Annotated in this window: 21 protein-coding genes and 1 tRNA gene; 15 read left to right on the top strand and 7 right to left on the bottom strand. The window is 75.8% G+C overall.

Translation table 11 applies throughout. The annotated features are described in order from the left end of the window. Positions 1–169: 169 nt before the first annotated feature. From ACI797_RS12450 to ACI797_RS12440, 3 genes are all read left to right on the top strand, one after another. The gene (locus ACI797_RS12450; protein ID WP_456858940.1) at positions 170–1,006 is read left to right on the top strand and encodes a DUF3105 domain-containing protein; all 837 of its coding nucleotides are present in this window, start codon (positions 170–172) and stop codon (positions 1,004–1,006) included. 7 nt (positions 1,007–1,013) lie between these two features. Continuing rightward, entirely contained in the window at positions 1,014–1,694 is a 681-nt protein-coding gene (locus tag ACI797_RS12445; RefSeq protein WP_456858939.1) for a DUF305 domain-containing protein, read from the top strand. A gap of 60 nt (positions 1,695–1,754) precedes the next feature. Then, a tRNA-Arg gene (locus ACI797_RS12440) sits at positions 1,755–1,826 on the top strand. 267 nt (positions 1,827–2,093) lie between these two features. Here the strand turns inward: ACI797_RS12440 and ACI797_RS12435 are convergent. Beyond that, entirely contained in the window at positions 2,094–2,228 is a 135-nt protein-coding gene (locus ACI797_RS12435) for a hypothetical protein (protein ID WP_456858938.1), read from the bottom strand. A gap of 73 nt (positions 2,229–2,301) precedes the next feature. On the opposite strand from ACI797_RS12435, the gene ACI797_RS12430 reads away from it, so the two are divergent. Genes ACI797_RS12430 through ACI797_RS12400 form a run of 7 tightly spaced genes read left to right on the top strand, consistent with a single transcriptional unit; the run spans position 2,302 to position 7,330 of the window. Continuing rightward, positions 2,302–2,796, top strand: coding sequence for a Chromate resistance protein ChrB (locus tag ACI797_RS12430; protein WP_456858937.1), 495 nt, complete (start codon positions 2,302–2,304; stop codon positions 2,794–2,796). Further along, complete coding sequence (locus tag ACI797_RS12425) at positions 2,793–3,224, top strand: chromate resistance protein ChrB domain-containing protein (protein WP_456858936.1); 432 nt, start codon at positions 2,793–2,795, stop codon at positions 3,222–3,224. The genes ACI797_RS12430 and ACI797_RS12425 overlap by 4 nt, the downstream gene beginning before the upstream one ends. Positions 3,225–3,236: 12 nt before the next feature. Then, the gene (gene chrA, locus ACI797_RS12420; protein ID WP_456858935.1) at positions 3,237–4,616 is read left to right on the top strand and encodes a chromate efflux transporter; all 1,380 of its coding nucleotides are present in this window, start codon (positions 3,237–3,239) and stop codon (positions 4,614–4,616) included. 21 nt (positions 4,617–4,637) lie between these two features. Next, on the top strand, positions 4,638–5,483 hold the full coding sequence (locus tag ACI797_RS12415) for an SDR family oxidoreductase (protein WP_456858933.1): 846 nt from the start codon (positions 4,638–4,640) through the stop codon (positions 5,481–5,483). 55 nt (positions 5,484–5,538) lie between these two features. Then, positions 5,539–5,835 (top strand): hypothetical protein, encoded by a 297-nt coding sequence (locus ACI797_RS12410; RefSeq protein ID WP_456858931.1) that lies wholly within the window; start codon positions 5,539–5,541, stop codon positions 5,833–5,835. After that, positions 5,832–6,434, top strand: a complete 603-nt coding sequence (locus ACI797_RS12405) for a dienelactone hydrolase family protein (protein WP_456858929.1) — start codon at positions 5,832–5,834, stop codon at positions 6,432–6,434. Before ACI797_RS12410 ends, ACI797_RS12405 begins: the two co-directional genes overlap by 4 nt. Next, positions 6,431–7,330 (top strand): alpha/beta fold hydrolase, encoded by a 900-nt coding sequence (locus ACI797_RS12400; RefSeq protein WP_456858928.1) that lies wholly within the window; start codon positions 6,431–6,433, stop codon positions 7,328–7,330. Before ACI797_RS12405 ends, ACI797_RS12400 begins: the two co-directional genes overlap by 4 nt. A 4-nt stretch (positions 7,331–7,334) precedes the next feature. On the opposite strand, the gene ACI797_RS12395 is transcribed toward ACI797_RS12400, so the two are convergent. Both ACI797_RS12395 and ACI797_RS12390 read right to left on the bottom strand, forming a co-directional pair. Next, positions 7,335–8,567, bottom strand: a complete 1,233-nt coding sequence (locus ACI797_RS12395; RefSeq protein WP_456858926.1) for a fibronectin type III domain-containing protein — start codon at positions 8,565–8,567, stop codon at positions 7,335–7,337. Between the two features lie 114 nt (positions 8,568–8,681). Further along, positions 8,682–9,452 (bottom strand): SDR family NAD(P)-dependent oxidoreductase, encoded by a 771-nt coding sequence (locus tag ACI797_RS12390; RefSeq protein WP_456541441.1) that lies wholly within the window; start codon positions 9,450–9,452, stop codon positions 8,682–8,684. Between the two features lie 108 nt (positions 9,453–9,560). Here ACI797_RS12390 and ACI797_RS12385 point away from each other — a divergent pair, with 108 nt between their 5' ends. From ACI797_RS12385 to ACI797_RS12365, 5 genes are all read left to right on the top strand, one after another. Continuing rightward, the gene (locus ACI797_RS12385) at positions 9,561–11,057 is read left to right on the top strand and encodes a long-chain-fatty-acid--CoA ligase (RefSeq protein WP_456858924.1); all 1,497 of its coding nucleotides are present in this window, start codon (positions 9,561–9,563) and stop codon (positions 11,055–11,057) included. A gap of 65 nt (positions 11,058–11,122) precedes the next feature. Next, a complete protein-coding gene (locus tag ACI797_RS12380) occupies positions 11,123–11,533 on the top strand; it encodes a hypothetical protein (protein WP_456858923.1) in 411 nt (136 codons plus the stop codon). Next, positions 11,454–12,554, top strand: a complete 1,101-nt coding sequence (locus ACI797_RS12375; RefSeq protein ID WP_456858921.1) for an alpha/beta fold hydrolase — start codon at positions 11,454–11,456, stop codon at positions 12,552–12,554. Before ACI797_RS12380 ends, ACI797_RS12375 begins: the two co-directional genes overlap by 80 nt. After that, the gene (locus ACI797_RS12370) at positions 12,551–13,087 is read left to right on the top strand and encodes an N-acetyltransferase family protein (protein WP_456858920.1); all 537 of its coding nucleotides are present in this window, start codon (positions 12,551–12,553) and stop codon (positions 13,085–13,087) included. Before ACI797_RS12375 ends, ACI797_RS12370 begins: the two co-directional genes overlap by 4 nt. A gap of 81 nt (positions 13,088–13,168) precedes the next feature. Further along, positions 13,169–13,789: a hypothetical protein gene (locus tag ACI797_RS12365; protein ID WP_456858919.1), complete on the top strand. Its 621-nt coding sequence runs from the start codon at positions 13,169–13,171 to the stop codon at positions 13,787–13,789. On the opposite strand, the gene ACI797_RS12360 is transcribed toward ACI797_RS12365, so the two are convergent. The 4 genes from ACI797_RS12360 to ACI797_RS12345 all read right to left on the bottom strand — a co-directional run bounded on the left by ACI797_RS12360 (position 13,740) and on the right by ACI797_RS12345 (position 17,564). Then, complete coding sequence (locus ACI797_RS12360) at positions 13,740–14,285, bottom strand: class I SAM-dependent methyltransferase (protein ID WP_456858917.1); 546 nt, start codon at positions 14,283–14,285, stop codon at positions 13,740–13,742. The genes ACI797_RS12365 and ACI797_RS12360 overlap by 50 nt on opposite strands. Beyond that, positions 14,282–15,922 (bottom strand): ABC-F family ATP-binding cassette domain-containing protein, encoded by a 1,641-nt coding sequence (locus ACI797_RS12355; protein WP_456858916.1) that lies wholly within the window; start codon positions 15,920–15,922, stop codon positions 14,282–14,284. The genes ACI797_RS12360 and ACI797_RS12355 overlap by 4 nt, the downstream gene beginning before the upstream one ends. A 90-nt stretch (positions 15,923–16,012) precedes the next feature. Further along, positions 16,013–17,086 carry an adenylate/guanylate cyclase domain-containing protein gene (locus ACI797_RS12350; RefSeq protein ID WP_456858915.1) on the bottom strand — a complete coding sequence of 358 codons (1,074 nt, stop codon included), beginning with the start codon at positions 17,084–17,086 and terminating at the stop codon, positions 16,013–16,015. Between the two features lie 16 nt (positions 17,087–17,102). Next, positions 17,103–17,564 carry a universal stress protein gene (locus ACI797_RS12345; protein ID WP_456858914.1) on the bottom strand — a complete coding sequence of 154 codons (462 nt, stop codon included), beginning with the start codon at positions 17,562–17,564 and terminating at the stop codon, positions 17,103–17,105. Positions 17,565–17,640 lie beyond the last annotated feature (76 nt).

Raw genomic sequence — 17,640 nt, 5'->3', positions numbered from 1 at the left:
GAGCGTACTGAGCGGCCGTCCGGCCCCGGCCGCCGTGTGTCGGACGTCCCGGGCCGGAGGTCCTGCGGTTCCGCGGTCCGCACAGCATGCCGACCTAGACTCCCGCGCGGATGGAGGGCCTCTGCGCCCGACGACAGCGGCGCGACCGCGCCCAGCACGAGGAGTGGCCTTGGCCAAGGACCGCAAGCCCGACAACGCCCGCGCGACGCGCGGCGAGACCCGCGGGGGGTCGAGCCGGTCCGGCAGCTCGAGCGGCTCCCGGCCAGCGGGCGCCGGCAGCGGCACCGCGCGCAAGGGCGGCCGCACCCGGCCGCCGACGCAGGTCGTCACGGCGCAGCGCAAGCCCTGGGGCCTCATCGCCGCGGCGGTCGCCGTCGTCCTCTTCGCCGCCGCGGTCATCACCTACGCGACCATCCGGGTGAACGAGGCCAACGAGGGCCGCGTGACGTCGATCGACGAGATCGAGGGCGTGCAGGCCTTCGAGTACGCGGCCGGCCAGCAGCACGTCACCACCCCGGTCGAGTACACCGAGTCCCCGCCGGTCGGCGGGCCGCACGACGGCGTCTGGGCCGACTGCACCGGGACCGTCTACACCGTCGACGTCCGCCACGAGAACGCGGTGCACAGCCTCGAGCACGGCGCCGTCTGGATCACCTACAACCCCGACCTGGTCAGCCAGGACGACATCGACCGGCTGGCCGAGCTGGTCGACGGCGAGGCCGGCCGCATGCTGTCGCCGTACGCCGGCCTGGACACCGCCGTCAGCCTCCAGTCGTGGAACCACCAGCTGAAGGTCGACTCAGCCACCGACGAGCGCGTCGAGCAGTTCGCCGACCTGATGACCTTCAACTCCGAGGTCGACAACGCCTACCCGGAGATCGGCGCCAGCTGCGAGAACCCGCAGTTCGCGGCCAGCCCGCTGGTCGCCGGCCAGGAGAGCGCGCCGGTGGGGTCCAGCGACATGGCGACCACGCCGACCGCCGAGAGCAGCAGCGGCACCCCCTGAGATGACGATGACCGCCGAGCCGACCGAGACCGCCGAGCAGCCCCCCGCCGCCGCGCCGGGGCGCAGTCCCCTGCGGACCGCCCTGCTGGCGGTGATCGGCGTCGCGCTGCTGCTGCTCGGCGCCGGCGGCGCGGTCGCGCTCGGCGTCGGCCGCGACGAGCCGCCGACGGCCGACTCCGTGGAGGCGGGCTTCGCGCGCGACATGTCCCGCCACCACCTGCAGGGCGTGGAGATGGCCAACCTCGCGCTGAGCCGGACGTCCGACCCGGAGGTCCGGCAGCTGGCCTTCGACATCTCGTCCACCCAGACCAACCAGGCCGGCCGCATGCAGGGCTGGCTGTCGCTGTGGGGTCTGTCGCAGAACGGCGACCAGCCCATGGCCTGGATGGGCGCGTCCGGGCACGACCACGACGCCGCGGACGGCGGTCTCATGCCCGGCATGGCCACCGAGGAGGAGCTGCGCGAGCTCGGGTCGCTCACCGGGACGGCGTTCGACGTCCGCTTCCTGCAGCTGATGATCCGGCACCACCAGGGCGGCTTCGAGATGGCCGAGCACGCCGCGGAGCACGCCGAGGTGCGGGCCGTCAGCACGCTGGCCGGCCGGATCGCCGACACGCAGGACGCCGAGACGACGACGATGGCGGCCATGCTCACCGCGCGCGGCGGCAACCCGCTGCCGGCACCGTGACGGGCGCGCGCAGGTCGGTCCGGGGCGGCTGGTAACTTCTCCCCTGCCCCACCGACACGAGCCCCCGTAGCTCAGGGGATAGAGCACCGCCCTCCGGAGGCGGGTGCGCAGGTTCGAATCCTGCCGGGGGCACACACCACCACCGTCAGCCCGCCGGGAGCGGGCAGACGCCGGCCCCCTCGACCACGGCGCTCCCGGGCAGCCCGTCGTACGAGCCCCAGCCCTCGCCGTCCGCGCGCACGAGGGCGTCCCGGCGGGTCGGGCGCGAAGCCGGTTCCCGACCAGGCAGTCGCGCACCGCGAGGAACTCGTCGTGCAGCTCGGCCGCGCGGCGTCCCGACCGCCCGCGGCGGTGCTCGAGGACGAACTCCGTCAAGTCGTCGTCCTCCGCCACGTCCCCTCACCACGGCACGGCTCCCCCGGCCAGCAGGACGCCGGCCGTGCAGATCATGACCCCCGCGGCCACCAGCACCCGCTCCCACCAGCCGAGCGGTCCGAAGTCGGGGGGCGGCGGGGGCCGGTGGGCGCGGCGCACACCGGTGAGACACGGGACCCCGCACGCCGCCCCTGGCTGGACACCGAAGTGCAACCGTGGTTGCATCGGCGCCGTGACGACGGCGGCTCCCGGCGAGTGGGTGCTCCTGGCCTACCGCCTCCCCCGCGAGCCGTCCGGGCCGCGGACGACGCTGTGGCGGCGGCTCCGGCGGCTCGGGGTGGCCCAGCTCGCCGACGGCCTGGTGGCCCTGCCCGCCGACGCGCGCACGCGCGAGCAGCTGGAGTGGCTGGCCGGCGACGTCGTCGAGGGCGACGGGACCGCCGACGTCTGGCTCGCCCGGCCGACGTCGGAGGCGCAGGAGCGCCGGCTGGCCGCCGGGATGGCCGCGGCCCGGGCGGCGGAGTACGGGTCGCTGGCGCAGGAGTGCCGCGAGGCGCTGCACGCCGACCCGGCGGAGCGCCGCCGCGCGCTGCGCCGCCTGCGCGGCGAGTGGCGGGCGATCGACAAGCGCGACTTCTTCCCGCCGGCCGAGCGGGACACCGCCGCGGCGGCGCTGCGCGAGCTCGCCGACGCGGTGGCCGCCGCGGAGACGGCGGTGGCGCGGTGAGGTGGGCGACCCGGGCCGGCGTGCACATCGACCGCGCCGCGTGCGCCTGGCTGATCCGGCGCTTCCTCGACCCCGAGGCGGAGTTCGTGTTCGTCTCCGACCCCGCCCAGGTGCCCGCCGACGCCACGCCGTTCGACATGCGCGGCGCCGAGCTGGGCCACTCCGGCGGCGACTGCTCCTTCGAGACGATCCTCCGGCGCCACGGGATCACCGACCCGGTGCTCTGGCGGATCGCCGAGATCGTGCACGAGGCCGACCTGGACGACGAGCGCTTCGACGCCCCCGAGGCCCGTGGACTGGACGTCGTCCTGCGCGGGCTGTCGATGACCGGCACCGACGGGCGCACCCTCGCCGTCTCCGGGCCGCTCTTCGACGGCCTCTACGAGTTCCACCGCCGCCGCCTGCTGCTCGGCCGCGAACCGGCCTGACCCGGAGGACGCATGGACCCCGACACCCGCCCGGCGCAGCAGACCGGGGTGCCGTTCGGCACCGCGGTGCGGGCCTGGTTCCTGATCTCGCTGCAGACCTTCGGCGGTCCGGCCGGCCAGATCGCGGTCATGCAGCGCACCCTGGTCGACGAGCGGCGGTGGATCGGCCAGCGCCGGTTCCTGCACGCCCTCAACTACTGCACGCTGCTGCCGGGGCCCGAGGCGCAGCAGCTGGCCACCTACGTCGGCTGGCTGCTGCACGGCACCCGCGGCGGCCTGGTCGCCGGCGGCCTGTTCGTCCTCCCCGGCGTGGTCGCCCTGCTGGTGCTCTCGGCGGTCTACGTCGCCTTCGGCACCACGACCGCCGTCACCGCGCTGTTCACCGGCCTCGCCGCCGCGGTGCTCGCCATCGTGGTCCAGGCCGTCGTCCGGGTCGCGAAGAAGGCGCTGGACAGCCCGGCGCTGGTCGCGATCGCCGTGGCCTCGTTCCTCGCCCTCGCGCTCTTCGCCGTCCCGTTCCCCGTGGTGGTGGCGGTCGCCGGGCTCGCCGGCTGGGCCCTCGGCCGGTGGCGGCCGGCCGCGCTGCCGCAGAAGCGTGCGGCGGAGGGCCCGGACGCCGGCCCGCCGCCGGTGGTCTCCGACGACGTGCTGCACCACGAGACCCCCAGCGCCCGCCGCACCCTGCGGGTGCTGGTCGTCGGGCTGCTCGTCTGGGGGCTGCCGGTCGCGGCGGTCGCCCTGCTCACCGGTGCCGGCAGCGTGTTCACCGAGCAGGGCCTGTTCTTCTCCGGCGCGGCGGTGGTCACGTTCGGCGGCGCCTACGCGGTGCTCGCCTACGTCGCCCAGCAGGCGGTGCAGGTCTACGGCTGGCTCTCCCCCGGCGAGATGGTGCGCGGCCTGGCGCTGGCCGAGACCACGCCCGGTCCGCTGATCATGGTCGTGCAGTTCGTCGCGTTCCTCGGCGCCTACCGCGCACCGGGCGACCTGGACCCGTGGGTCGCGGCCGTCCTGGCCTCGCTGCTGGTCACGTGGGTGACCTTCGTGCCGAGCTTCCTGTTCGTGCTGCTCGGCGCCCCGTACATGGAGCGGCTTCGTGGGAACCGGTCGCTGTCGGCGGCGCTGTCGGGCATCACCGCGGCGGTCGTCGGGGTCATCGCGAACCTCGGCGTCTACTTCGCCGTCCACACGCTGTTCTCCGAGACCGTGGCCGTCGACGGCGGTCCGTTCGCGCTGGAGCTGCCCGATCCGACCACGCTGAGGTGGGTGCCCCTCGCCATCGCCCTGGTGGCCGCGGCGCTGCTGTTCCGGGTGCGGTGGTCGGTGCTGCGCACCCTGGGCGTCTGCGCCGTCCTCGGGCTCGCCGCCGGGCTGGCCGGGCTGCCCCTGTCCTAGCGTGCCCTAGCGTTCGCGGGCATGTCGCACCCCCTCGCCGTCACCGGCGCGACCGGCCGGCTGGGCGGGCGGATCGCCCGCCGCCTCGCCGACGCCGGCCTGCCCCAGCGCCTCCTCGCCCGCGACCCGGCCCGCGCCCCGCAGCTGCCCGGCGCCGAGGCCGTCCGGGCGGCGTACGCCGACGCCGACGCCGTGCGCACCGCCCTGGCCGGCCTGCCGACCGTGCTCATGGTGTCGGCCGCCGAGACCCCCGACCGCGTCGACCAGCACCGCACCTTCGTCGACGCCGCCGCGGCGGCCGGTGTCGAGCACCTCGTCTACGTCTCCCTCGTCGGCGCGGCGCCGGACGCGACGTTCACCCTGGCCCGCGACCACTGGGCCACCGAGCAGCACGTCCGGGCCTCCGGCCTGCGGTTCACGTTCCTGCGCGACAACCTCTACTCCGACTTCTTCCCGCAGATGATCGGGGACGACGGCGTGCTGCGCGGCCCGGCCGGCGAGGGCCGCGTCGCCGCGGTCGCGCAGGACGACATCGCCGACGTCGCCGCGGCCGTGCTGCGCGATCCCGCCCCGCACGCCGGCCGCACCTACGACCTCACCGGGCCCGAGGCCCTGACGCTCGCCGAGGTCGCCGAGGTGCTCGGCCGCGTCACCGGGCGGGAGGTGCGCTACGTCCCGGAGACGGTCGAGGAGGCCTACGCCTCGCGCGCCTCCTACGGGGCGCCGGACTGGCAGGTGGACGCCTGGGTGTCGACCTACACCGCGATCGCCGCCGGCGAGCTGGCCGGCGTCAGCACCGCCGTCCCCGACCTCACCGGGCACCCCGCCCGCACGCTCGAGCAGGTGGCCCGCGCCGCGACGTTGTGATCGGCGTCCGCCCTGGGTATGGGCGGGGTCGCCGCTGAACACCAGGAGGCCGACGATGTCCATCCAGTCCAGCTCCGAGGGCGTCCCGCCCGTCGCCGCCGGCGACGCGCAGGACGACATGATCGACCGCACGACCGAGGACGGCCAGACCGTCGGCGCCGCCGACGCCGCCGAGGACGCCCGGCGGGCGGGCGCCGACCGCGACACCCCGCTGCGGGACACCGTCGAGGAGGGCGCGCTCGACGCCGGCGCGGACGCCGAGCGCGCCACCGACGGCGGCGAGGCGGTGGGCGCGGCAGACGCCGAGGCCGACCGCCTGGCCGCCGGCGCCGACGCCGACGATCGAGGGTGACCGACGTCGTCCTGTTCCACCACGCCCGAGGGCTGACCGACGGCGTCCGCCGGTTCGCCGGGCGGCTGTCCGCCGGCGGCCACCGGGTCACCGTCCCCGACCTGTTCGACGGGGCGACCTTCGGCTCGATCGACGAGGGCGTCGCGCACGCGCAGGAGATCGGGGTCGGCACGGTGCTGGAGCGCGGGGCCGCGGCCGTGGCCGACCTGCCGCCCGAGACCGTCTACGCCGGCCTGTCGCTCGGCGTCCTGCCGGCCCAGCGGCTCGCGCAGGAGCGGGCCGGCGCCCTCGGCGCGCTGCTGCTGTTCTCGGCCGTGCCGGCCGAGGAGTTCGGGTCGTGGCCCGACGGTGTCGCGCTGCAGCTGCACCTCGTGGACGACGACCCGTGGAGCGAGGAGGACCGCCCCGCCGCCGAGGAGCTGGCCCGCACCGTGCCCGGCGCCGAGCTCTTCCGCTACCCCGGCACCGGCCACCTGGTCTGCGACGACGGCCTCGACGACCACGACCCCGCGGCGACGGAGCTCATCGTCGAGCGCTCGCTCGCCTTCCTCGACCGGTGCGGTCGCGCCCGTGGTGCCGGGCTACCGTCCGGGGCGTGACGACGACGGAGCCGCGGATCCAGCGGGCGCAGGCGGGCGGGCTCGAGCTCGCCTTCGAGACGTTCGGGGACCGCTCGGACCCACCGGTGCTGCTGGTGATGGGCCTGGCCACGCAGATGATCGGGTGGCCGGACGAGTTCTGCCGCGGCCTGGCCGACCGCGGGCTGTTCGTCGTCCGCTTCGACAACCGCGACATCGGCCTGTCCACCCACCTCGACGACCGCGGGGTGCCCGACCTCGGCGCCGTGCTCGGCGGCGACCGGTCGACGGTCCCGTACGCGCTGGCCGACCTCGCCGACGACACCGTCGGGCTGCTCGACGCGCTCGGCCTGGACAGCGCGCACGTGGTCGGCGCCTCGATGGGCGGCATGATCGCCCAGCTCGTCGCCATCCGGCACCCGGCGCGGGTGCGCAGCCTGACCTCGATCATGTCGACGACCGGCGACCCCGCGGTGGGGACGCCGTCGGAGGCGGGCATGGGTGTGCTGTTCGCACCGCCGGCCACCGACCGGGACAGCGCCGCCCAGCGCGCGGTCGACACCTACCGGGTCATCGGCTCGCCCGGCTTCGAGCTCGACGAGGCGGCCGTCCGCGAGCGCGCCGGGCTCTCCTACGACCGCCGGTACAACCCGGCCGGCGTCGCCCGCCAGCTCGCCGCCATCCTGAGCACGCCCGACCGCACCGCCGACCTGGCCGCGGTGGGCGTGCCCGCGCTGGTCGTGCACGGCGCGCAGGACGCCCTGGTCGACGTCAGCGGCGGGCGGGCCACCGCCGCGGCGATCCCCGGCGCCGAGCTGCTCGTGGTCGACGGGATGGGCCACGACCTGCCCCGCGCCGTCTGGCCGGAGCTGACCGACCGGATCGCCGCGCTGGTGCAGCGGGCCGAGCGGGTCTGACGGGTCACTCGGGGAGCAGCGGGGCGTAGGCGAACCAGACCTCGTCGAGCTCCTGGGCGGTGTGCCCGCCCTCCCAGTCGGCGTAGACGGCGAACAGGTCGAGCTCGCCGTCCCAGAAGGTCAGGAACAGCCACGGGGTCGCCGAGGCGGCCGGGCTGCGGAACAGCCCGCCCTCCTCCTCGCCGGACGGCCCCGTCCAGGTCCGGTTGCCCGGCTCGGCGATGTCGCGGATCTCCTCCACCCGCGCGTCCTGGGCCGCCACGTCGGGGAACTGGAGGACCTCGACGTAGAGCCCGTTGGGGTACTCGCAGAAGACGAAGGCCTCGAGCGTGTCCACGGTGTTGATCTCGCAGGTGGCGCCCATCCAGGCCGCCGCGCCCGGCTTGGGCCCCACCAGGTCGGGGAAGGCCTGCCCGATCGCCCACGCCTCCTCCCACGGACCCGGGGCGAAGACCTCCTGCTCCGTCACCGTCGACCGGCCGGCGCCGTCGTCGTCCAGCGCGACCACCCCGTACACGTGGTCACCGTTCTCGGGGACCACGTCGGTGAAGGTGGTCTCGGCGACGTCGGCGGCCACCACCTCGCCGTCGCGGAGCACCTCGTACCGCTCCGCACCGTCGACCGCCCGCCAGCTGACGACGACGTCGGGGCCCTCGACCGTCAGCGTCACCGCGGCCGGGGCGTCGAGCGGGGTGACGAACGGGTCGGCGGCCACGGACTCCGACCGGTCGCCGTCCTCGCCGACGGCGACGACGGAGTAGCGCACCTCCGTCGCCCCCGGGGCCTCGGGATCGGGCCAGCTGGTCTCGGTGGTCGTGCCCAGCAGGTCGGCGTCGCGGTAGACCTCGTAGCTCTCGGCGCGGGGCGCGGCCTCCCAGCTCACCACGACCCGGCCGTCGTCGTCGGCGTCCACCGCGACGGCGCCGGGCTCGCCGACACCGCGCAGGAGCAGGAAGACGACGACACCGGCCGCGACGACGAGGGCCAGCCCGGCCGCACCGAGGGTCCACCAGAGGCCCTTCCGGCTCGTCCCCCCGCCGCCACCCGGTGTGCCGAGCGACCCCCAGGACCGCGCCGGCTGCTGCCAGGCCGGCTGCTGCTGCCAGGCGGGCGGCTGCGGTGGCGCCTGCTGCCAGGGCGGCGGGTCCGGCGCCGCCGGCGGGACCCCCCACCCGGGCTGCTGACCACCCCAGGGCTGCCCGGGCGGCCAGCCCTGACCGGCGTACGGATCGCTCACGCCGCGCTCCCGCTCGCTCGAGGCCCGCACCGGGCCGACGGCGGTCACGCTATGTCACCGGGACCGCCGGCGGCAGCGTCGTCGGTCCCGCTGTCACCCGTCCGGGCGCAGCGGTCAGCTGGTGAGCAGACCGCCCTCCACCGGCAGCGTCGTCCCGGTGACGTACCCACCGGCGTCGCTCACCAGGAACAGCAGCGCCGCGGCCAGCTCGTCGGGCTCGCCGGGGCGGCCCACCAGCACGCGGGGCAGCTGCGAGTCGAGGTAGCCGGGCTGGTAGCTGTCGGTCATCTCGGAGGCGAAGAAGCCGGGGGCCAGCGCGTTCACCCGGATGCCCCTGCGGCCGGTCCACTGCTGGGCCAGGTCGCGGGTCAGGCCGATCAGGCCGGCCTTGCTGGCCGCGTAGGCCGCCTGCGGGAGCCCGGCGGTGGTCAGGCCCAGGATGCTGGAGATGTTGACGATCGAGCTGCCGGGCTGCATGACCCGGCCGCAGGCCTGCGCCATCCAGTAGCAGCCGTTGAGGTTGACGTCGATGACCTGCCGGAACTGCTCCGGGGTCTCCCGGGTCGCCGGGACGGCGGTGCCGACCCCGGCGTTGTTGACCAGGATGTCGACCTTGCCGAACTCGGCCATCGCCGCGTCGACCAGCGCCTGGCAGTCCTCGGGCACCGACACGTCGGTGCGCACGGTGAGCGCCCGGCGGCCGGCCTCCTCGACCAGGCTGCGGGCGTGCCCCAGCCGGTCCTCGCGGCGGGCGGCCAGGACGACGTCGGCCCCCGCCTCGGCCAGCGCCCGGGCGAAGTCGACGCCGAGGCCGGAGGACGCCCCCGTCACGATCGCCACCCGGCCGTCGAGCCGGAACAGGTCCAGGATCGTGCGGTCCCTCACGGAAGGTCCCCTCTCGTCGCGTGCCGTCGACCTGACGGTAGGTCAGGTGTTGCACAGGTCACCCGGCGGGTAGACCGCGCACCCGGCGTGCTCGAGGGGGAGAGATCGATGGGCAACCTGGCGCACAACCTGCTCGACACCGCGGAGCGGCACGGGGACCGGCCCGCGCTGCGCATGGACGACGCCGTGCTGACCTACGCCGAGTTCCGCGACGCCGCCGCCCGCGTGGCCGCGTTCCTCGCGCAGCGCGGCATCGAGCCCGGTGACCGGGTGGGCATGGTGCTGCCCAACGTCGTCGCGTTCCCGGTGCTGTTCTACGGCGCGCAGCTGGCCGGCGCCGCCGTCGTCCCGATGAACCCGCTGCTCAAGGCGCGCGAGGTCGAGTACTACCTGCGCGACTCCGGCGCCCGCCTGGTGCTGGCCGCCGAGCAGGTCGCGCAGGCGGCGACCGAGGCCGCGGCCACCGTCGGCATCGAGGCCATCGCCGTCGACCCCGTGCTGCCCGAGCAGGCGATGGCACCCGACGGGCTCCCCGAGGCCGTCGAGCGGGCCGACGACGACCCGGCGGTGATCCTCTACACGTCGGGGACCACCGGGCCCCCGAAGGGCGCGGAGCTGACCCACGCCGGGCTGCGCAGCAACGCGCGCACCACCACCGAGACGCTGCTCGAGGCCGGTCCGGACGACGTGATCATGGGTTGCCTGCCGCTGTTCCACGTCTTCGGCCTGACCTGCGCGCTCAACGCCGGCGTGCTCGCCGGGTCGCTGCTCACCCTCGTCCCCCGCTTCGACGGCGCCAAGGCGCTGTCGGTGATCGGGCGCGACCGGGTGACGGTGTTCGAGGGCGTGCCGACGATGTTCTCCGCGATGCTGCACGCGCCCGAGGCCGGCCAGGCCGACGTCTCGAGCCTGCGGCTGTGCGTCTCCGGCGGCTCGGCCATGCCGGTGGAGGTCATGCGCTCGTTCGAGGAGACCTTCGGCTGCATCGTGCTGGAGGGCTACGGGCTGTCGGAGACCTCGCCGGTGGCCTCCTTCAACCATCCCCACGCCGAGCGCAAGCCGGGCTCGATCGGCACGCCGATCCGCGGGGTGGAGATGCGCCTGGTCGACGACGACGGCCGCGACGTCGGCCGGGGCGACGTCGGCGAGATCGCCATCCGCGGCGAGAACGTGATGACCGGCTACTGGGGCAAGCCCGAGGAGACGGCGAAGGCGATCCCCGACGGCTGGTTCCGCACCGGCGACCTGGCCCGCCAGGACACCGACGGCTACTTCTTCATCGTCGACCGCAAGAAGGAGATGATCATCCGCGGCGGCTACAACGTGTACCCGCGGGAGATCGAGGAGGCGCTCTACGAGCACCCCGCGGTCGCCGAGGTGGCCTGCGTCGGCGTGCCGCACCCCGAGCTCGGCGAGGAGGTCGCCGCCGCCGTCGCGCTGAAGCCCGGCGCCACCGCCGAACCCGACGAGCTGCGCGAGTGGGCCAGGGCCCGGGTGGCGGCCTACAAGTACCCGCGGCACGTCTGGCTGGTCGACGCGCTGCCCAAGGGGCCGACCGGCAAGATCCTGCGCCGCGCCGTGGAGGTGCCGGAGGGCGTGCGATGAGCGGACAGGGCCGTGAGCATCGCAGCGAGGAACGAGCGAGGAGCGGAGCGGCCCGCGGGAGCGATGTGGCATCGAGCGGACCCCGGTGGCGGCAGGCCTACGACGCCGTCGACAGGGCGGTGACGCCGCGGGCGGAGGCGTTCGTGCGGACCCCCGGGTTCGCCCAGGGAGCCGCCCTCGTGCAGCGGGCGCAGAAGCTGGCCCGGGACTCGGCGCGCGGGCTGACCGCCCGGGCCTGGCACCTGCTCAACCTCCCCGCCGGCTCCGACGTCAGCCGGCTGCGGGCGCAGATCGGCGCGCTCGACCGCGAGGTCCGCCGCCTGAACCTGCAGCTGGAGACCGAACGGCGCCGGGGCTCCCGGACGACCACCGACCCGACCATCGTGGAGGACCTCCGTGCCGACGGTGCCGAGCCCGCAGACGATCCTCGACCGCGTCCGGCGCGACGTCGAGCGCAACGCCCTGCGGGCCCGTAACGGCATCAAGCTCGCCGCGGGCCTGGACCGGCCGGGCGTCGGCCTCACTCCCAAGGACGTCGTCTGGCAGCGCGGTCGGTGCCAGCTGTGGCACTACCGCAGCGACCCCGACGTCACCGGCGGAGTCCGCTACCGGCCGCCGCTGCTCGTCGTCTTCAGCCTGATCAGCCGCAGCTTCGTCCTCGACCTGGCACCGGGGAACAGCTTCGTCGAGCAGTTGCTGGCCGCCGGGTTCGACGTCTACCTGGTCGACTGGGGCGAGCCGGACGAGCGGGACGCGCAGAACCGGCTCGAGGACTACGTCGACGACTACATCCCCGCCGCGGTCGACCGGGTCCGCGAGCTGTCGGGCTGCGACGAGGTCAACCTGTTCGGCTACTGCTTCGGCGGCGACCTCGCCCTGCTGTACTCCGCGCACCACCCCGACGCGCCGCTGCGCAGCCTGACCGTGCTGGCCACCCCGGTCGACTTCCGGCACATGGGCCCGCTGGCCGACCTCTTCCGGGTGGGCGGCCTGGAGGTCGACGACGTGCTCGACGACAACGGCAACGTGCCGCCGTCGGTCGTCGTCCAGGGCTTCCGCAGCCTGACCCCGACCGCCGAGGTGACCCGCTACGTGACGCTCTGGGAGCAGCTCTGGAACGACGAGTACGTCGCGGCCTACCAGGCGATGACCGGCTGGTCCGACGACCACGTGCCGTTCCCCGGCGCGGCCGCCCGCGAGACCGTGCGGATGCTGGTGCGCGACAACGGCATGCTCACCGACCGGCTCACCGTGGCCGGCGACCCCGTGCACCTGCGCGACGTCACCGTGCCGTTCCTGACCGTCCGGGCCGTCCGCGACCACATCGTGCCGCCGGCGGCGACCGCCCCGCTGATCGACCTGGTCGGCTCCCCGGACAAGCACGAGCTGTGCCTGGACGCCGGCCACATGGGGCTGGTGGTGGGGCGGACGGCGGCGCGGACGACGGTGCCGACGATCCTGGACTTCCTCCGCCGGCGCAGCGAGGAGGCCGCGTGACCGCCGTCGTCCCCCTGGCGACGGAGGACTGCGAGGCGCTGCTGCGCTTCTTCCGCGAGCTGCCCGAGGGCGACCGCACGTTCATCCGGGAGGACGTCACCGACGCCGAGACCGTCCGGTCGTGGACGACCGGCGGTGAGCGCTGGGTCGCCCGGGACGGCGACCGGATCCACGGCTACGTGGCCGTGCTGCGGCTGCCCGGCTGGTCCGACCACGTCGGCGAGGTCCGGCTGGTGGTGGCGCCGGACGCGCGCGGCCGCGGGCTCGGCCGCGACCTGGCACGGCACGCGCTCGTCGAGGGGGTGCGGGCCGGGCTGACCAAGCTCGTCGTCGAGGTGGTGGCCGAGCAGGGCGCCGCGCTGGCGTTGTTCACCGCGCTCGGGTTCAGCGGGGAGGCGCTGCTGCGCGACCAGATCCGCGACCGGGAGGGCCGGCTGCGCGACCTGATGGTGCTGGCCCACCACGTCGGCGAGACGTGGTCGGGCATGGACACCGTCGGCCTGCCCGAGGAGCTCGGCGCGGACCCGGGCTGACCGGCTCGGGTCAAGTCCGGGCGGCCGCGTGCCGACGCTGTCCTGGAGGGAGACCGGCTCCCCGGACGAGGACGGTGGCGGATGCGCGCGGGCGGACGGCGACGGCTCGGCGTCCTCGTCCTGTGCTCGGCGGCGCTCGCCGGGTGCGCGGCGGCCGACGCGGACGTGCAGCCGGCGGCGGCGACCCGCCAGGCGGCCGGGCAGACCTGGTTCCTCGACTCGGGCGGCGTCGTCCCGCCGGTGCCCGACCTGTCCGAGCCCGCGGAGGTCGGCCTCTCCCCGGTCGTCCCGCGTCCGTCGGTGCCGGAGTTCGTGCCGCCCGTGGTGCCCCACGGCGTCGGCATCGAGGACGAGCCGCCGCCCGCGGTCTGCGGCGGCTACGCCAACCCGGTGCGGATCAACCCCGGCGCCACCCCCGGTCCGGGGACGGCGACCATCAGCTGGATGGCCGACGGCCGGCCCGAGGTGACCGGCTACCGCGTGCAGGCGGTCTCCCAGGACGTCGTGCCCGGCGAGCAGCCCGACCCGGTCCGGCGGACCGTCGCCCAGCCGGCCGGCTGCACACCGGTCACCACGACCCTGACGGGGCTGACCCGGGGCGGGGTCTACGTCTTCTGGCTGGAGGAGGCCGTGTTCGACCCGCTGACCGGCGTCACGCGCCTGGTGCAGGTGGGCTCGTCCGAGGCGGTTGCGATCCCCTGAGCGCGCGCACCCCGCTGCCGGCCGCGGACCCGACGCGCTCCACCCCGGTGAACCCGTGCGCCGCCAGCGCCCCGGCGACCGCGGCCGTCGCCTTGTCGGGACCGCCCGGACCGGTGCCGTAGAGGACCAGCAGCAGCCCACCGGGCCGCAGCGCCCTGCGCAGCACCGCGAGCTCCGCGGCGGGGTCCCCGGTCCAGAACAGGTTCACATTCACCGAGAAGGCCCGGTCGACCCCGTGCTCGGGCAGGTCCAGCCCGTCCAGCGCCGCCTCGACGACGGTCAGCCGCCCGGCCGCGACGTGCTCGGCGTTGCGGCGGGTCGTGCGCTCGACGGCCACCGCCGACCGGTCGACGGCGACCATCCGGCCGGTGGTGAGCCGGGCGCAGACCAGCTCGGCGGCGACCCCGGGTCCGCAGCCGACCTCGAGCACGACGTCGTCCGGCCGGGGGTCGAGCAGCTCGACCGCCCACCGGACGCGGTCGGGGACGGCGCTCACCGCTCGGTGACGCGGCCGCCGTCGACCACGAGCCGGCGGGTGGTGTGCACCGCCTCGAGCATGCGGCGGTCGTGCGTGACCAGCAGCAGCGTGCCCTCGTAGCCGGCCAGCGCCTGCTCGAGCTGCTCGATCGCCGGGAGGTCGAGGTGGTTGGTCGGCTCGTCGAGGACGAGCACGTTCACCCCTCGGGCCTGCAGCAGGGCCAGCCCGGCGCGGGTGCGCTCCCCCGGCGAGAGGGTGGCCGCGGGCCGCAGCACGTGGTCGGCGACCAGCCCGAACTTGGCCAGCAGCGTGCGCACCTCCGCGGTCGGCCAGGACGGGACCTCGGCCGAGAACGCGTCGAGCAGCGGCTCGCCGCCGAGGAAGCGGCCGCGGGCCTGGTCGATCTCGCCGATGCGGACCGAGGGCCCCAGCGTCGCCGTCCCCCCGTCGAGCGGCACCCGGCCGAGCAGGGCGCCGAGCAGCGTCGTCTTCCCCGAGCCGTTGGCGCCGGTGATCGCCAGCCGGTCGCCCCAGTCGACCTGCAGGTCGACGGGGCCGAGCGTGAAGGCGCCGCGGCGCACCACCGCGCCGCGCAGCGTGGCCACGACGGCGCCGGCGCGGGGGGCCGCGGCGATCGACATCCGCAGCTCCCACTCCTTGCGCGGCTCCTCGACCTCCTCGAGCCGCTCGATGCGCTTCTCGGTGATCCGCGCCTTGGCCGCCTGCTTCTCCGACGTCGACCGCATGTGCGCGCGGATGTTCTTGTCCGGCTCGCTGCCGGCCTTGCGGACCGCGTTGCGGACGCCCTTGGCCATCCAGTTGCGCTGCATCCGCCCCCGCGCCTCGAGCTCGGCCTTGGTCTCGGCGTACTCCTCGTACTGCTCGCGCGCGTGCCGGCGGGCCACCTCGCGCTCGACCAGGTAGCCGTCGTAGCCGCCGTCGTGCACCCGCACCAGCTGCTGGACGAGGTCGAGCTCGACGACGCGGGTGACCGTGCGGGCGAGGAACTCGCGGTCGTGGCTGACCACGACGATGCCGGCCCGCGCCTGCTCGACGAACCGCTCGAGCTGCGCCAGGCCGGTCAGGTCGAGGTCGTTGGTCGGCTCGTCGAGCAGCAGGACGTCGTAGCGGGCGAGCAGCAGCGCGGCCAGGCCGACGCGGGCGGCCTGACCGCCGGACAGGCCGGCGGTCGCGGCGTCCAGCGGGATGCCCGGTGCCACCTCGGCGACCACCTCGGCGGCCCGCTCCTCGAGGTCGGCCCCGCCGAGCGCGAGCCAGCGCTCGAGCCCGTCGCCGTAGGCGTCGTCGGCCCCCGGCCGGCCCTCGCTCAGCGCCGCGGTGGCCTCGTCGAGGGCCGCCTGCGCCGCCGTCACGCCGGTGCGCCGGGCCAGCGTGGCGAGCACCGTCTCCCCCGCCGGGCGCTCGGTCTCCTGCGGCAGGTAGCCGATGGTCGCCGTGGGCGGGGACAGCGCGACGCTGCCGGACTCGGCGGGCAGCTCGCCGGCGAGGGTGCGCAGCAGCGTGGACTTGCCGGCGCCGTTGACCCCGACCAGGCCGACGACGTCGCCCGGGGCGACGACGAGGTCGAGGTCGGAGAAGAGGACGCGGGCGCCGTGGCCGGCGGCCAGGCCGCGCGCGACGAGGGTGGCGCTCATGGTGGGGGGGTGCTCCCGGTGCGGTCGAGGACGGACGACGTCGGTCACCGGGTCACAGCACGGGCCCACTGTAGCGGGTGCCGCGCGGGCTCAGCCGCCGATCTCGTCGTCCCGGGCGAGCACCTCGTCGGCCATCTCGTCGAGCATGGCCTCCAGCGCGATGTCCTCGCCCTCGCCGGGGCGGCGGCGCACCAGCCACGGCTGCAGGTGGTCGTAGCCCCGCACCGACACCCGGCGCAGCGGCCGCACCCGGTAGGCGGGCAGCCCGCGCAGCCGGCGGGCCAGCTCGCGGTCGACGAGCACCGCCTGCGGGTGCGCGATCGAGGTCAGCCGGCTGGCCAGGTTCACCACGGGCGAGTAGACGTCGCCGAGCCGGGTGAGCACCGTCCCGTAGGCGACGCCCACCCGCAGCGGCGGGCGGTCCTCGGCGGCCCAGCGCTCGGGCAGGTCGAGGGCGATCTCGGCGCCCTCGACCGCGGAGGCCGCGGTGAACAGCACGCCGTCCCCCACCGTCTTGACCACCCGGCCGCCGTGCCGGGCGATCACCTCGGCGGCGGTGCTCTCGAAGTCCTCCACCATGTCGCCGAGCTCGCGACCGCCCATGCCGCGGCTGCGGGAGGTGTAGCCGACCAGGTCGGCGAACCCGACGGCCAGCTCGCGGCGGTCCCCGGTGGCGCCGGCGGCGAGCAGCCGGTCGGCGTTGGCGGCGAGGTGGCGGCGCCAGACGTAGTCCTGGACGTCGCGCAGCAGCGGCAGCAGCCGGCGCGCCGCCTCGACCGCCTCCTCCGGCGTCGCCCCGCGACCCTCGTGCGTCGCCGCGCCGGCCAGCACGTCGGCGAGCATGTCGGTCTGCCAGTCGGCCAGCCGCGACAGCGCCTGGCCCATGGCGCGGGCGATGGTCGCCTCGGTGTCGGGGCCGACGAAGCCGGAGTCGATCAGCGAGGACAGCACGCCCAGCGCGGCGATGTCGGCGTCGCTGTAGGCCGGGTCGTCGTCCGGGGAGTCGGCGAACCCGAGCGCGCGCCACAGCCGCTGGGTGCGCTCGAGGGGCACGCCGGAGAGCTCGGCCACCTGCAGCCGGGTGTAGCGGCGCGGGCCGCCGAGCAGCAGCCGCTCGAGCGCCTCGCGGGGGTCCGGGCCCTCGGCCGGCCCGGCGTCGTCCATGGGTGGATGGTGCCTCTCAGGTGGTGTGCACGACCAGCACGTCGACCGCCGAGCGGCGCGTGGCGTCGGCCGGCACCGAGCCGAGCAGCCGGCCCTTGATGCCGTTGAGCCCCTTGTTGCCGACCACCAGCAGGTCGGCGTCCTCCCGCCGGACGACGTCGAGGAGGGCCTCGACCGGCGAGCCCATCACCGCGACCGTGCGCACGTCGCGCGCGCCGGCCTGGCGCGCCCGGTCCCCCGCGCGGCTGACGGTGTCCTCGGCCGGGTGCGACCCGACCACCTGGTAGGCCTCGTCCCCCAGCACGTCCTGCGCCCGCGCCAGCTCGCGCTCGTCGGCGTCGGAGGGGAGGTAGGCGCAGGCGACGACGAGGGCGGCCCCGCAGGCCCCGGCGATGGCGCCGGCCCGCGCGACCGCGCGCAGCGAGGACTCCGAGCCGTCGGTGCCGACGACCACGGTCCGGTAGGGGGTGTCGCTCACGGCGCGCACTGTATGTGACGCGCGGTACCGCCTGTGGGGCGGGTCGCCACGTTTCCCCCGGTCGGGGGCACCCCGG

The organism is Geodermatophilus sp. SYSU D00691, from assembly GCF_054050275.1.
This window is presented reverse-complemented; position numbering and strand designations above follow the sequence as displayed.